Consider the following 14,743-nt stretch of genomic DNA (forward strand, 5'->3'; position numbering starts at 1 on the left):
GGCACCCGTCTCGGAGTGCCGGGGCGGATGCCGATGACCGCCGCCCCCACCGCGAAATTCCTCATGGTCGATGACACCGGGCCCGGGGCGGGGGCGTGCGCACTCCGGAACCAGGCGCAGCGCAACGCCGCCGCGACGGGCGGCGGCGTTGCCGAACGTCCTCAACAGCCGGGCGGGCGGGTCGTTCGACTCCGTGACGTGCACGGCGACGTGACCGCCGGCGATGCGCGCGAGGCCGACGCGGGTTCGGGAGGGGGTCAGGCTTCGGCGGTGTCGGTCAAGCCGTACTGGTCCTGGTCGCAGGGGCGGGGGGACTCGGGGCCGTCGCGGCCGAGGCGGAGCATGCGGCAGACGCGGACGGTGCGGAACTCGCGGCCGCGCACGACGATCCGGTGGCCGGTCGACGCCCTGATCTCGTCGGCGAGCGCCGTCCACTCGGCGAGTTCGGCGGGGGTGGCGGGGTCGTTCTGGAACTCGCGGAGCCGGGGGAGCAGGCCGGTGAAGTGCCGGGCCAGCCGGTCGCGGGCCTGGTCCGGGTCGTCCCCGCCGGTGAGGGGCGCCCAGGAGTCGCCGTCGACCTCCACGACGATGAAGGTGGGCGGGAGCAGCACGACCCCGGGGTGCGCCTGGATCGCGTGCCGGGCCTCGGTTCGGATCATGTCCGGGACGGTGCCGGGGACGGGCAGCCGCGCGACGAGGTTCAGGCGGAGCTGCGCCTCCCACTGGCCGCAGGGCGCCGCCGGGTCGAGCGGGTGGCCGCGGAGCAGCCCGTCGCCGGCGAGGTCGGCGTCGGTGGCCCTGGGTGGTTCCATGACCCGGTCGCCGATCAGGATGAACTTCTCGACCCGGATGATCCGGTACCTGCGGTCGCCGGTCTCCCACTCGTCCTTGGCGAGCTGCGGGCCCTCCTCGGGGTCGAGCCTGGCGGCCGCCGCCAGCATCGCGCGGGCGGTGCAGGGGTCCGGCTCCCCGGCCGCCTCCGTCCGCAGATCCATGGCCAGTCCGTACCGGGCGGCGGACGGATCATCGGAGCCGAGACATCCGATTCGCCACTCTTTTCCCTTTTGCACTGCATGGCCGAAACAAGGGGACCCGGCGGGCAGGATCTTGGGATAGCGAAGAATCCGCTCGCCGAGTTCCCTGTCGCGCACCGCCGCGACCGGGTCGAGGTCGGCGACCACGTTGAGGTGGTCGAACCCGTGCATCAGCGGGAAGGTCATGCCCGCATCCTGGCCGTCCGGCCCGCATTCCCGCACGGGTTTCGTGATTTCGACCGGCGGGCTTGCGGCAATTAACCGGAAAAAGAAAATCGGTGCAATGTTCAGGTCGGCGGGGCAGGGTCAGCGGGATTTCGATGACCCGGACGATTCGGATTTCTCGGGCGGCTCGGTCTTCGCGGCCGGCCCGGTCTTCTCGGCCGGGGACGCGTCGTCCGTCTCGCCGTCGCCGTCGCCGTCGCCGTCGCGGTCGAACCAGGCGGGGACCTCGCGCTCGTTGTCGAAGCCGCGCGCCACGAGCCCGTCGGTGGACGAGTGCAGCAGGATCGACAGCGCGATCGTCGCGGCGACGAGATGGAAGATCTCGTCGCCGGCCGCGATGCCCGATTCCAGGACGATCAGCCCGTACACCACCGAGGCGAACCCCTTGGGCCCGAACCACATCGCCGCGGCCTGCTCGCGGGCGGTCAGCTTCGAGCGCAGGAACGACACCCAGATCGCCACCGGCCGCGCGACCACCAGGGCCAGCACCGCGAACACCCAGCCCGCCCAGCCGACCTCGCCGAGGAACGTCGGCGACAGCAGCGCGCCGAACACCAGCAGCGCGCCGAGCTTGAACAGCTCGGCGATCAGCTCGCCGAACTCCTCGAACTGCTCCTTGTAGTGGTCGCCGACCGTCGCGACCGTCACGCCGGCGGCGAACGCGGCGAGGTAGAGGTTGCCGTGCGTGGCCTGGGCCACCGCGAGGACGAGCATCCCGATCGCGAGCGCGTTCAGCGGCTCGAACTTGGGCGACACCGCGAACCACCGGGTGCGTTCCAGCGCCAGCGCCGCCAGCGGGATCACCACGCCGATGACCACGCCGAGGCTCAGCTCGACCGCCAGCTCGTCGATGTGCAGGTCGTCCGAGCCCTGGGCGATCGCCAGGAACACGATGACGAACGGGAGGGCCACCCCGTCGTTGATCCCGGACTCCACGTTCAGCAGGCGGCGCAGGCGCGGCGGCACCTTCTCGTTGCCGATCAGCGCGGCGGCGAACACGGGGTCGGTCGGCGCGAGCACCGCACCGATCAGCAGCGACTCGATCCAGCCGAGGCCCACCACGTAGTGCGCGAGCGCGGCCGTGATGAGCAGGGTCAGCGGCAGGCCCCCGGCCAGTGCCCGTCCGGGCAGCCGCCAGGCGCTGCGCACCTCCTTCCACCCGGCGTGCATGCCGTCGGTGAAGAGGACCGCGAACAGCGCCAGCTCGGCGAGCGTGTTGACGATCTCGTCCTCGGGCTTCAGCACCAGCACGTCGGTGACGCCTTGGCCGAGCAGGAACCCGCCGACCAGGAACAGGGCGGCCGTCGACAGGACGGTGCGGTGGACGAGGGCCGACACCAGAACCGCGAGCAGCAGGAGTGCCGAGAAGACAAGCAGGAGGTTCGTCATCCGGGATCTTTCAGACTTCGACGGACGTGCATGCCGAACCCGGTCAGACCCGGCGGATCAGCCCCACGACCTTAACGGTCCCGCCCGCGCCGCTGAAACCCCGGGTCACCTGCACGACCCGGCGCCCAGAACGGCGGCCGGCACGGCGGCCTGGGAGCTGCCGCCGTGCCGCCCGTCAGGGGGTGGTTCGGTCATCGGGGACGGGCGGGGGTCAGGGGGTGCTGCAGGCGAGCGCCGGGTCGGAGACGTTGCCGTTCGGCGCGCTCGCCGTGAACCCGAAGGAGGCGGACGCGCCCGCCGCGAGGTTCGAGTTCCAGCCGGCGGGCTTGACCGTGACGACGTTGCCGTTCCTGGTCGGGGTCCCGTTCCAGAGGGCCTGGATGTCCTGGCCGGAGTTCATGGTCAGGACGGCCGTCCAGGAGCTGACCGCGCTGCTGCCGGCGGTGATGGTGACCTGGCCGTTGAAGCCGTTGTTCCACTGCGCGGTGCGGGTGTAGGTGCAGGTGACGCTCCCGTCACCGGGGTCGTCGGGGTCGCCGGGGTCGCCGCCGAGGGCTTCGAGCGTGGCGTCGTACGCGGGCTTCTTGTTGTAGTCGTCGTCGAACAGAAGGGCCGCGCCCTCGCCCTCGAAGACGTCGGGGACCCAGGAGTACTTGTCGGTCACGCCCCAGACGGTGATGCCCTTGCAGGCCGCCACCGCCACGCATGCCGAGGTCACCGCGCGGTAGTCGCTCGCCTGCTGCGCCAGCTTCTGGCTGTTCGGCGGGGTCTGCATCCGGATGTCGAGCTCGGTGATGTAGACGTTCACGCCCAGGTCGGCGAACCGCTGGATGTTGGCCTGGATGTCACCGGGGAGGCTGCCCACGATCAGGTGCGCCTGGAGGCCGACGCAGTCGATCGGGACGCCGCGGCGCTTGAAGTCCTGGACCATGGCGTAGACGGCGTCGCTCTTCGCGTTGCGTCCGTCGATGTTGTAGTCGTTGTAGCAGAGCTCGGCCCCCGGGTCGGCCGCGCGCGCCGCCCGGAACGCCTCCTCGATGTAGTCGTCGCCGATGACGCGCTGGAAGACCGTGTCCCGCCGCGCGCCGGAGCCGTCCTGGAACGCCTCGTTGACGACGTCCCAGTAGTCGATGTCGCCGCGGAAGTGGCCGGCGACGTTCGAGATGTGGTTGCGCATGACGTCCAGCAGCTCGGTGCGCGAGGAGATCCCCTCGACCCAGTCGGGCAGCTGGCTGTGCCAGACGAGCGTGTGCCCGCGCACCGCCATGCCCTGCGACTGCGCGTGGCCGACGAGCTGGTCGGCCGCGCCGTAGTTGAACGAGTTGCGGGACGGCTCGGTCGTCTCCCACTTCATCTCGTTCTCGGGCGTGAGCTGGTTGAACTCGCGGTTGAGCGTGCTGACGTAGGCCGACTCGCCCATGTGGCTCTGGGCGGCGGCGGTGCCGAAGACGATGCCCTTGGCGGCGGCCGCCTCCTTCAGCGTGCTCGCCGCCGAGGCGGGGGGCGCGCCGGCCACCAGGACGGCCAGGAGCAGTGTCGCCGCTCCGAGCACCGCGGTGAGTGCTCTTCTCATGGTTTCGTTCCTCCTTGGGGGTGGGCGGGGGGTTCAGCGAAACCCGGCCCTCCGGCTTTCGGGGGGCCCGAGATAGGAGGTCCTGAGTCCTCCGGTGTCGACCACGATCTTCTGCAGGACGACGGTCGGGTCGACCATCCAGAACTTCAGGGTGTGCGTCCCCGGTCCGGTGACGGTGTGCGTCGTGACGGTGCGGTTGACGTTGTCGGAGGTGTTCCTCTCCCATTGCTTGTTCATGGTCGTGTCGTTCGCGCCCGTCGCCTCGGTGATGTTCACGACCTGCGGTTCCTGGCCGTCGATCGAAACGGCGTATTCGAGGCCCTCGGTCGAAAGGACGCTGTTGCGCGGCGACAGGTACGCCCAGACCTTCACGGGCCCGGTCGTGGTCAGCGTCATGTCGTATTCGAGGCGCGGGCCTTTGCCCGGCTCCTGGCTGGACGCGGTGACGGGGAACGGCTCCATTCCGGCGTCCGTCCGGCCGATTCCCGGGATCCGCTTCCAGTGCGCGCCGCCCGCGGCGGCCGCCCGGGTGAAGCCGTCGGCGTCCATGGAGACGTAGCCGCCCGCCTCGACGAAGCCGCGCGCCCGGGACGGCTCCGGCTTGTCGACCACGGCCTGGACGGTGACGGTGCGGCCGTCCGCGCCCGCGACCTCGATCGGCACCCGCGTGGTCCCCTTGGGCGCCCGCCGCCAGTCGATCCACACGGTCGCCCGTACCTGCTCGTCGACCCGGCCCTTGGCGTGGGACACCTTCACCCAGGGCTCACCGGGGGTGATCCGGTAGTCGAACGGGTCGGTGCCGCGGTTGAACACCTCGATGTACTGCGGGGGCGCGCTCTGGTACGGGCTGAACTCCGGCAGGACGGCCTCGGTCTCCGCCTTCGGCCACCACTCGTCGGAGCCGTCGATGGCGACGCCCATCTCCGAGCCGTCCGGCACCTCGATCCGCTTGAGATGCGGGTAGATCTCGTCGGGGAGCGCGACGTGGTCCTTCTCGGGCTGCTGCCAGGGCGCGTTCGGGCCGTAGCGCGCCACGTTGCCGTAGCCGATCTTCGGCTGGCTCTGGAAGCCCTCCCATTTCCCGCCGGCCAGCTCGTGGTCGTAGTAGCGCGACATCGCCTGGTCCTCGTCGAACCGGGCCTCGGCCTCGTCGGCGTAGTCGTTGGTGGCCGCCCGTCCCTGTTCCGCGTAGAGGATGTTCGTGAATTCGGCCTCGCGCAGCGCGTAGAGGTTGGCCGTCGCCTTCACCTGGTAGTACACGAGCTGGTAATAGGCGTCCTGGTATTCGTCCGGCAGGCGCCGGCGTATCCGTTCGGCCTTTTCTGCGAGCCGGTGCCACCGGGCGGTGACACCGTCCATCTCGCGGTACTGATTGAGGTAGAAGGGCGTTTCCTCGTCGTCGTAGACGACGGCGCTCGGGTCGGTGGAAAGGTCCTTCTCCGGGTCGAGGGTGATGCGGCGGTTGAGCAGTTCCGGCTTGCGCAGCGCCTGGAGATTCCCGTACTCCCCGAGGACCTCCCCGATCTCCTTCGCGTGCCCGCTCCCGAAGTTCTGCGCGGCGAACTGCCGCTCCCACTCGCCCAGCTTGTGCAGCGGCCAGCGGTCCGGGTCCCAGGCGTAGTCGAGGAAGAACTGTGTCGGGAGCTCGTTGCTCTTCAAGTCGCCGACGTTCGCGACCCACAGGTTGCGGATGCCGTACTGGTACGACTGGTGCAGCTGCTCCCACGTGTTCGCGAGCTGCGCGGTGTCGACCCACTTGTAGTTGCGGCCGCCGCCCACGTAGTCGAAGTGGTAATACAGCCCGTATCCGCCGGCCCGCTCCGGCAGCCCCTTCGCGGGCATCTTGCGCATGTTGCCCCAGTTGTCGTCGGTGAAGACGACGGTCACGTCGTCGGGGACGCGCATGCCCCGGTCCCAGTAGCGCTGGACCTCCTTGTAGAGCGTCCACACCTGCGGGGTCTCGGACGCCTCCTTGCCGGTGACGTCGGCCAGGATCTCGCGCTCGCCGGCGATGATGCTCTGCATCAGCTCGATGCCGTCGCCGTCCGGCAGGCCGACGTCGCCGTTGCCGCGCATCCCGATGGTGACGACGCCCTCGAAGCCCTCCTCGACCATCCGCTCGACGCCGTCCCGCCAGTACTGCTTGATCGCGTCGGAGTTGCGGCGGAAGCTCCACTCGCCCGTCCCGCCGTACGGGTCGCTGCCCGGCTTGGTGATGTTGCCGTCCGCGTCCCGCTCCGCCGGGGTCGCGTGCCGGTTCCACTCCTCGATGCCGCGCATCATCGGGGCCTCGTGGGACGTCCCCACGACGACGCCGTACTTCTTCGCGGTCGCGTGGTTCAGCGGGTCGTCCTCGGCGAAGGCGCGTCCCCACACGGCGGGCCACAGGTAGTTGGCCTTCAGCCGCAGCATGGTCTCGAAGATCTTGGCGTAGAACTCGTGGTTGAAGCCGTTGGGGTAGCCCTCGGCCTTCCCCGGCCCGAAGAACCGCGGCGCCCAGCGGTTCAGCGCCGGGTTCTCGTCGTTGATGAAGAAGCCCCGGTACTTCACGGCCGGTGTGCCCTGCGTGTGCCGGCCCGGCTTCACGTAGATGTCGCCGTGCCGCGGGGACGGGACGTCGGCCCAGAAGTACCAGGGGGAGACGCCGATGTTCCTGGAGACGTCGTAGGCCCCGTAGATGGTGCCGCGCTGGTCGCTGCCGGCGATGACGAACGCGCGCCGCACGCCGGGCATCGGGTGCTCCACGACCTGTTCGAGGGTGGTCTCCCACTTGCCCTCGACGTCCCGCACGTCCAGCTTCCCGGACGAGACGAGCCGGTCGATGAGCGGGCTCTTGCCGATCGTGCCGATGATGACGACCGCGCTCCCGGACGGGACCGTGCCGTCGGCCGACAGCGCGGGCCGCTCGCCGCTCACCCGCTCGATGTCGGCCCGCAGGTCCCCGGCGACCCGCACGACGCCCGGGTGGTCGGCGTCGCTGACGACGAGCGGCGCGGCCCTGCCGTCCTCGACGAGCGGGAAGTGGCCCCGGCCGTCCCGGAACGAGATATAGGACGACGGGTTCGGTGCGCCATGGCCGGAACCGACGCGGCCGGGTCCACCGCGGTCGGCGGGGAGCGCGGCGGCGGGCGGCGCGGTGAAGGCGATGACGGTCGGGACGAGGGCCAGGAACAGCTTCGACTTCCACATCCGGCGCGGTCTGCCCATCGGCTGTCTCCTCACTGCGGGAGCGGCGGGGGGCGTCTCGAAACTTTTCGATATTTTTCGAGAGCCGACTGGAAAATAGCCTCAGCCGTCTCTCTCGTCAACCACCTCTTTCCCTCTAATCGGCCCATATCGGTTCTGATCTGGGCGCATGGAGGCGCACGGCTGGCTTCGAAATATTTCGAGCAGACGGAGAGGATCTTTCTAGGGCCGGGCGCGGCCAACTCCGCGCTTTCCCCTACGGAGATCCTTTGGAACGCAATAGAGTCGTGCGGAACGGCTGCGACCCTCGCGGTGGTGGGCCGGCGAGCGCGCTAGAGAGGCCCGACTTTGACCAAAGAGGACCAAGCCCCCGTCGACCTGAACGTGGACGTCGCCCATCCCGCCCGGATGTACGACTACTACCTGGGCGGCAAGGACAACTACGAGGCCGATCGCGCGGCCGCCGACGCCGCGCTCGACGCCGCCCCCGAGATCCGCGCCATCGCCCGGGAGAACCGGGCCTTCCTGCACCGCGCCGTCCGCCACCTGGTGGACTCCGGCGTCCGGCAGTTCCTGGACCTCGGCGCCGGGCTGCCGACCCAGCGCAACGTCCACCAGGTCGCCCAGGAGATCGCGCCCGACACGCGCGTCGTCTACGTCGACAACGACCCGATCGTCCTCGTGCACGCGCGGGCCCTGCTGAGCGGGCTGGGGCGGACGGCCGTCGTCCAGGCCGACGTCCGCGAGCCCGAGCGGATCATCGCCGACCCGCAGGTGCGCTCGCTGATCGACTTCGAGCAGCCGCTGGCGGTGATGCTGGTGTCGGTGCTGCAGTTCGTCCCCGACCGCGAGCCGCAGGACATCGTCGCCCCGCTGCGGGACGCGATGCCCAGCGGCGGCTACCTCGTCCTGTCGCACCCCACGCAGGACTTCCGCACCAGCCAGGTGAACGAGGTCGCCAGCACCTACACCCGCGCCAAGGCCCCGGCCGTGGCGCGCCGCAAGGCCGAGATCGAGCGCGTCTTCGACGGCTTCGAGCTGCTGGAGCCGGGCATCGTCCAGACCCCGCTCTGGCGGCCCGACGGCCCGGTCACCCCGAACCTCGATCTCATCTGGATGTACGGCGCCGTCGGCCGCAAGCCCTGACCCCGGCCGGCCTTCCGACCCGCCCTTTACCCCCGGAGAGGTGACATGGACGTCATCGAGGCCATGAAGACAACGGGCACGTGCCGCTACTTCCGCGGCGACCCCGTACCGGACGAGGTCCTGATGACGGCGTTCGACGCCGCCCGGTTCGCGCCGCAGGGCGGCAACCGGCAGCCCGTCCGCTGGGTCGTCGTCCGGGACAAGGACCGCAAGCGGCAGCTCGCCGAGTGGTACCTCGGGCCCTGGAAGGCGTACCTGGACGGCATCGACACCGGGGAGATCGGCGTCGGCGCCCTGCCGAAGGCCGTCACCGACGCCGACCACTTCGCCGAGCACCTGCACGAGGTCCCGGCCATCGTCGTCCTGTGCGCCGAGATCGACGGCCTCCACCCCACCGACCTGGAGCTCGACCGGTTCAGCGTGGTGGGCGGCGGGTCCATCTACCCGACCGCGCAGAACTTCTGCCTCGCGCTGCGCGCCCAGGGCGTCGCGAGCGCCCTGACGACCCTGCTCGTCCACGCCGAGCCCAAGGTCAAGGAGCTGCTGGGCGTCCCGGACGGCGTCATCACCGCCGCCCACATCGCGGTCGGCTACCCCGAGCACGGCTTCCCCGCCAAGCTCAGCCGCACCCCGGTGGAGGAGATCGTCTTCGACGAGACTTACGGCACCCCGATGTCGTGACCCCGCGGGTCTTGGACGTCCGTCCCGGGCCATGGACAACGGGCCGCCCCGGTCCTGAGACTGGTCACGGTCGTCCCTGACACCGAGGAGTGCCCATGGCACCGCTGCCGCCGCTGCCGACGTCGCTGGTCGGGAGCTACGCCCAGCCCGAGTGGCTGATCGACCGGTCGAGGCTCGCCGGGCGGTTCCCGCCGCGCGTCCGCGCCAGGGAGCTGTGGCGCGTCGCGCCCGAGCTGCTCGCGCAGGCCCAGGACGACGCGACGCTCCTCGCGATCCGGGCGCAGGAGGAGGCGGGGCTCGACATCGTGACCGACGGCGAGATCCGCAGGGAGAGCTACTCCAACCACTTCGCGACGGCGCTGGAGGGGGTCGACGTCGACAACCCTGGGACGGCGCTCGACCGCAGCGGCCACCCGAACCCCGTGCCGCGGATCACCGGGCCGATCCGCCGGCCGCGCCCGGTCGAGGTCGCGGACGTGCGGTTCCTGCGCGCGCACACCGACCGGACGATCAAGATGACGGTGCCGGGGCCGTTCACCATGTCCCAGCAGGCGCAGAACGAGCACTACCCCGACGCCGAGGCGGCGGCGATGGCCTACGCCGAGGCGGTCAACGCCGAGATCACCGACCTGTTCGCCGCGGGCGCGGACGTGGTGCAGATCGACGAGCCCTACATGCAGGCCCGCCCGGACGCCGCCCGCGCGTACGGGCTGCGCGCGCTGAACGCGGCGCTCGCCGGCGTCACCGGCACCACGGCGGTGCACATCTGCTTCGGGTACGCCGCGATCATCCACGAGCGACCGGCGGGCTACTCGTTCCTGCCGGAGCTGGCCGGGTGCTCGGCTCGGCAGGTCTCGATCGAGACGGCGCAGTCCGGGCTCGACCTCGGCGTCCTCGCCGACCTCGCGGACAAGACGGTCATCCTCGGGGTGATCGACCTGTCCGACCACGCGGTGGAGTCGCCGGAGACCGTAGCCGGGCGCGTCCGCCGCGCCTTCGGCTTCGTGCCGCCCGAGCGGATCGTCATCGCCCCCGACTGCGGCATGAAGTACCTGCCGCGCGAGTCCGCGGAGGGGAAGATGCGCGCGATGGCGGGCGCCGCCGAGCTGCTCCGGAAGGAGCTCGCGGCATCGTCCTGACCGCTGGTCCGGCGCTGCCCGAGCTCCGCCCCGGCGCTGCCGCCGATCCGCTGCGGCGCTGCCGGTAACCTCATGCGGCGGGGCCGGGCGGCGGGGCGCGTGGTGCGCCCGACGCCGCGCCGGGCCGTGGGGGATGCCGTGCGGACGCTGATCATCGACAACTACGACTCGTTCACCCACAACCTGCTCCAGTACGTGGCGGAGGCCGGCGCCGAGCCGGTCGTCGTCCGCAACGACGAGGCGGCGGGGACGTCGCGCCGCGGCCTGCGCCGCCTGCTGCGCCCGTTCGACAACGTGATCATCTCGCCGGGACCCGGCTCACCGGAGCACGACGCGGACTTCGGGATCTGCGCGCGGGTGATCGAGCACGCCCGGATCCCGCTGCTCGGCGTGTGCCTCGGCCACCAGGGGATCTGCCACCTGTTCGGGGGGCGCGTCCGGCCGGCCCCGCAGGTCCGGCACGGGCGGACGTCACCGGTGGAGCACACCGGCACCGATCTCTTCCGGGGCCTGCCCTCGCCGTTCTCCGCCGTCCGGTACCACTCGCTCGCCGTCGAGGACCTCCCGCCGGTGCTGGAGCCGGTGGCGTGGACGCCCGACGGCGTCCTGATGGGGGTCCGGCACACCCGGCGACCGATCTGGGGCGTCCAGTTCCACCCGGAGTCGGTCTGCACCGAGCACGGCCGCGCCATCATCGGCAACTTCCTCGACCTCACCCGGGAGCGCACCGGCCGCAGGCGACCGGTCCGCGCCGCCGCGCCGTCCCCCGCCCCGCGGGCTCCCGAACCGGCCGCCGAGCCGGCGCGGACGGCGAAGTACCGCGTCATCGCACGCCAGGTCAGCACGCCCGCGGTGGCCGAGGACGTGTTCGGCGCCCTGTTCGCCGGGTCCGACCGGGCGTTCTGGCTGGACAGCAGTCGGACCGGCGAGCACGGCGGGCGCTTCTCCTTCATGGGGGACGCGACCGGCCCGCTGGCGCGGGTCGCCACCTTCGACGTGGAGACCGGGGGCCTGACGGTCGAGTCGGCGGGCGGGACCGCGCGGCTGGAGCGGGCGTCCTTCTTCGACTGGATCGACGCCGACCTGCGCGCGCACGCCGCCGAGACCCCCGACCTGCCGTTCGGCTTCCGGCTCGGCTGGGTCGGGTACCTCGGCTACGAGCTCAAGGCCGAGTGCGGCGGGGCGCGGGCGCACCGCTCCCCGCATCCCGACGCCGCCATGATCTTCGCCGACCGGGCCGTCGCGTTCGACCACCGGGACGGGACCGTCCACCTGCTGGCCCTCTGCCCGTCCGGCGACGAGCGCGCGGCGCGGGCCTGGCTGGACGCCGTCGAATCCCGCCTGGCCGGGCTGCCCGCCCGGTCACCCGGCACGCCCGCCCCCGCGGTCGACCCGCCGGTGTCCGGCGGGCTCGCGCTGCGGCACGGACGGCGCCGCTACCTCGACAAGATCGCCGCCTGCCGGCGGGAGATCGTCGCCGGGGAGACCTACGAGGTGTGCCTGACCAACATGCTCACCGCGCCGGTGCGGGCGGATCCGTGGGACTTCTACCGGCTGCTGCGCAGGCGCGACCCGGTGCCGTTCGGCGCGCTGCTGCGGTTCGGCGACCTGGCGGTGCTGAGCGCCTCGCCCGAGCGCTTCCTGCGCGTCTCGGCGGACGGGCGGGCCGAGTCCAAGCCGATCAAGGGCACCCGGCCGCGCTCGGCCGACCCCGCCGAGGACCGGCGGCTGCGCGCCGAGCTGGCGGCGAGCGTCAAGGACCGCGCCGAGAACCTCATGATCGTCGACCTGGTCCGGCACGACCTCGGCGGCGTCGCCGAGACCGGGTCGGTGGAGGTCGACCCGATCTTCGACGTGGAGAGCTACACCACCGTCCACCAGCTGGTGAGCACGGTCCGCGCCACCCTCCGCCCGGACGTCTCGGCCGTGCGGTGCGTGCGGTCGGCGTTCCCCGGCGGCTCGATGACCGGGGCGCCGAAGATCCGCACCATGCAGATCATCGACCGGCTGGAGGAGGGCCCGCGGGGCGTGTACTCCGGCGCCCTCGGCTACTTCTCGCTGTCGGGCGCGGCCGACTTCAGCATCGTGATCCGCACGGCCGTGCTCGCCGCCGGGCGCGTCGAGTTCGGCGTCGGCGGCGCCATCACCGCCCTGTCGGACCCGGACGCCGAGTTCGAGGAGACCGCGGTGAAGGCCGCGCCGCTGCTCCGCCTCCTCGGCGCGCCGTTCCCCGCGGATCAGCCGGCGGAGAAGTGGCGGCTCGTCCAGGCGGACAGCTCGGCGCGTGCCGCGGCCGCCCTCGCGGCGCTGCTCACCGCACCCCGCGACTGAGCCTCAGCCGGCGAGCTTCGCCAGGCCGCCGTAGGCCGAGACCTCGGCCGGGGAGGGGGCCGGCGGCTCGTCCGGATCGCGGCGCCACCGTGACACGAGGACCACGCCGGGCGGGACGAGTTCGAGCCCGCGGCCGGCGAACACGAGCCGCTCGAACTCCGCGGCGGTCCGCGGCCGGGTGCGCACCCCGTCGTCGCGGTACCCCGCGGACGCCGGCCGCAGCCGCGGCTCGTGCTCCGGGGTCACGTGGCTGGCGAGGACGTAGCTGCCCGGCGGGAGCGCCTCGACGAACGTCCGGACGATCTCCGCGGGCCGCTCCTCGTCGGGAATGAAATGCAGAATGGCGCTGAGTATCAGCGCGATCGGCTCGTCGAAATCCAGCACCTTGCGCACGAGATCGCTGCCGACGATGGCCTCCGGAGCGCGGATGTCGGCGTCCAGGTAACCGACGTTCCCCCGGGGATCGGAGACCATCAGGGCGCGGGCGTGCGCCAGCACGATCGGGTCGTTGTCGACATAGGCGATGCGCGCCTCGGGCGTGATGCCCTGGGCGGCCTCGTGCACGTTCGGCGAGGTCGGGATACCTGTGCCGATGTCGAGGAACTGCCGGATCCCGGCCTCGGCGGCGAGGTACCGGACGCCGCGGAGCAGGAACCTGCGGTTCTCCTGGGCGCCTGTCCGGATGGCCGGGAAAGCCTCCTCGATTTTGTTCGCGGCACTGCGGTCGGTGGCGAAATTGTCCTTTCCGCCCAGCAGATAGTCGTACACCCGGGCCGATGACGGATGGGTCGCGTCAACGAGGGGGCGCCGGGCCTCGCACGCCAGGCTCTCGGCCGGCGCGGTGCTGTCTTCTCGCGGGGATGACACGTTCCGGTAACTCCACGCTCCTGACGGCGGCAGAGGGGAGTAGCTTAACGCGGCGGGCATTGCCGGAAGGGAGAACCGGGTGCCGTCGCCTCCCGTAATCGAACGATCGGGGAACGTGATGAGGATCGCCATAGCCAGCGCGTCCGGTCAGCTCGCTCGCGCCACCGCGAAATACCTGCTGGAAAAGGTCTCCCCTGATGACGTCGTCCTGGTCACCAGGAATGTGGACGCACTCGCCGAGTTCGCCGACGCCGGGGCCACCGTGCGGTACGGCGACTACGACCGGCCGGAGTCGCTGCCCGCCGCCTTCGAGAAGGTCGACCGGCTGCTCCTGGTCAGCCTGCACGAACTCGGCCACCGCGTGACCCAGCACCGCAACGCGATCGACGCGTCCGCCGCGGCCGGGGTGCGGCACATCGTCTACACGTCCTACATCATGGCCGAGCCGGGATGCCCGTCCACGGTCGTGCCCGACCACCTGCGCACCCACGAGCTGCTGGACGCCTCCGGCCTGGAGGTGACGTACCTGCGCATGGGGCTGTTCGCGGAGACGCCCGTCACGCAGATCCTCCCGCCGGCGATCGCCCGCGGCATGCTGGTGGACAACACCGCCCACGCCAAGGGCGCCTTCGTGCACCGCGACGACTGCGCGGCCGCCGCCGCCGCGGTCCTGGCGTCCTCCGGCCACGAGGGCAGGACGTACGACGTCACCGGGCCCGAGCTGCTCGGCTTCGACGACCTCACCACGCTCGCCGCCGGGATCTCCGGCCGCCCCGTCGGCTACCTCAGCGTGGCCGACGACGAGCTCGACGCCCAGCTGCGCGCCGCGGGCGTGCCCGACGACGTGCGGGGCATGATCGTCTCCTTCGGGGTGTCGCTGCGCGCCGGCTACGGGGAGCCGCTCAGCGACGCGGTCCAGCGGCTCACCGGCCGTCCGGCCCGTCCCATCACCGACCTCATGGAACGGCACCGCGGCCTTCTCGCGGGCTCCTGACGCGCGGTTCCGGCGCGCGGTTTCCTCCACGAAGCCGCAGCTCCGGCGCCGCCCCGCCGAAACGGTGTGAGCGGGGTATTGACACCGCGCTTTGTTAGCGCAAACATTCAGCGATACGGCCAACGAGCGCCCGCCCCGGCGAGCACCCCGCGGGCATTTCCGGCCTGCCATTGAAAGC

The 14,743-nt window shown here is 71.5% G+C and carries 10 protein-coding genes; 5 read left to right on the forward strand and 5 right to left on the reverse strand.

Annotated features, from left to right (window positions below):
* Positions 1–257: 257 nt before the first annotated feature.
* The 4 genes from IEZ03_RS25085 to IEZ03_RS25100 all read right to left on the reverse strand — a co-directional run bounded on the left by IEZ03_RS25085 (position 258) and on the right by IEZ03_RS25100 (position 7,428).
* Complete coding sequence (locus IEZ03_RS25085; RefSeq protein ID WP_184887745.1) at positions 258–1,220, reverse strand: DUF5954 family protein; 963 nt, start codon at positions 1,218–1,220, stop codon at positions 258–260.
* A 120-nt stretch (positions 1,221–1,340) separates the two neighbouring features.
* Entirely contained in the window at positions 1,341–2,648 is a 1,308-nt protein-coding gene (locus IEZ03_RS25090) for a cation:proton antiporter (RefSeq protein WP_184887743.1), read from the reverse strand.
* A 211-nt stretch (positions 2,649–2,859) separates the two neighbouring features.
* The gene (locus IEZ03_RS25095; RefSeq protein ID WP_184887741.1) at positions 2,860–4,221 is read right to left on the reverse strand and encodes a glycoside hydrolase family 10 protein; all 1,362 of its coding nucleotides are present in this window, start codon (positions 4,219–4,221) and stop codon (positions 2,860–2,862) included.
* A 33-nt stretch (positions 4,222–4,254) separates the two neighbouring features.
* Complete coding sequence (locus tag IEZ03_RS25100) at positions 4,255–7,428, reverse strand: glycosyl hydrolase 115 family protein (protein ID WP_184887739.1); 3,174 nt, start codon at positions 7,426–7,428, stop codon at positions 4,255–4,257.
* 327 nt (positions 7,429–7,755) lie between these two features.
* Between IEZ03_RS25100 and IEZ03_RS25105 the strand changes: the two genes are divergently transcribed.
* The 4 genes from IEZ03_RS25105 to pabB all read left to right on the forward strand — a co-directional run bounded on the left by IEZ03_RS25105 (position 7,756) and on the right by pabB (position 12,704).
* Complete coding sequence (locus IEZ03_RS25105; protein WP_229808562.1) at positions 7,756–8,553, forward strand: SAM-dependent methyltransferase; 798 nt, start codon at positions 7,756–7,758, stop codon at positions 8,551–8,553.
* Positions 8,554–8,598: 45 nt separating this feature from the next.
* Entirely contained in the window at positions 8,599–9,234 is a 636-nt protein-coding gene (locus IEZ03_RS25110) for a nitroreductase family protein (RefSeq protein WP_132048134.1), read from the forward strand.
* A gap of 95 nt (positions 9,235–9,329) precedes the next feature.
* Entirely contained in the window at positions 9,330–10,373 is a 1,044-nt protein-coding gene (locus tag IEZ03_RS25115) for a uroporphyrinogen decarboxylase family protein (protein ID WP_184887738.1), read from the forward strand.
* Between the two features lie 138 nt (positions 10,374–10,511).
* Positions 10,512–12,704, forward strand: a complete 2,193-nt coding sequence (gene pabB / locus IEZ03_RS25120; RefSeq protein WP_184887736.1) for an aminodeoxychorismate synthase component I — start codon at positions 10,512–10,514, stop codon at positions 12,702–12,704.
* 3 nt (positions 12,705–12,707) lie between these two features.
* On the opposite strand, the gene IEZ03_RS25125 is transcribed toward pabB, so the two are convergent.
* Positions 12,708–13,571: an SAM-dependent methyltransferase gene (locus IEZ03_RS25125; RefSeq protein WP_373293679.1), complete on the reverse strand. Its 864-nt coding sequence runs from the start codon at positions 13,569–13,571 to the stop codon at positions 12,708–12,710.
* 118 nt (positions 13,572–13,689) lie between these two features.
* On the opposite strand from IEZ03_RS25125, the gene IEZ03_RS25130 reads away from it, so the two are divergent.
* Positions 13,690–14,565: an SDR family oxidoreductase gene (locus IEZ03_RS25130; protein ID WP_184887732.1), complete on the forward strand. Its 876-nt coding sequence runs from the start codon at positions 13,690–13,692 to the stop codon at positions 14,563–14,565.
* Positions 14,566–14,743: the final 178 nt, after the last annotated feature.

The organism is Actinomadura livida, assembly GCF_014648675.1.
Lineage (GTDB): Bacteria > Actinomycetota > Actinomycetes > Streptosporangiales > Streptosporangiaceae > Spirillospora > Spirillospora livida.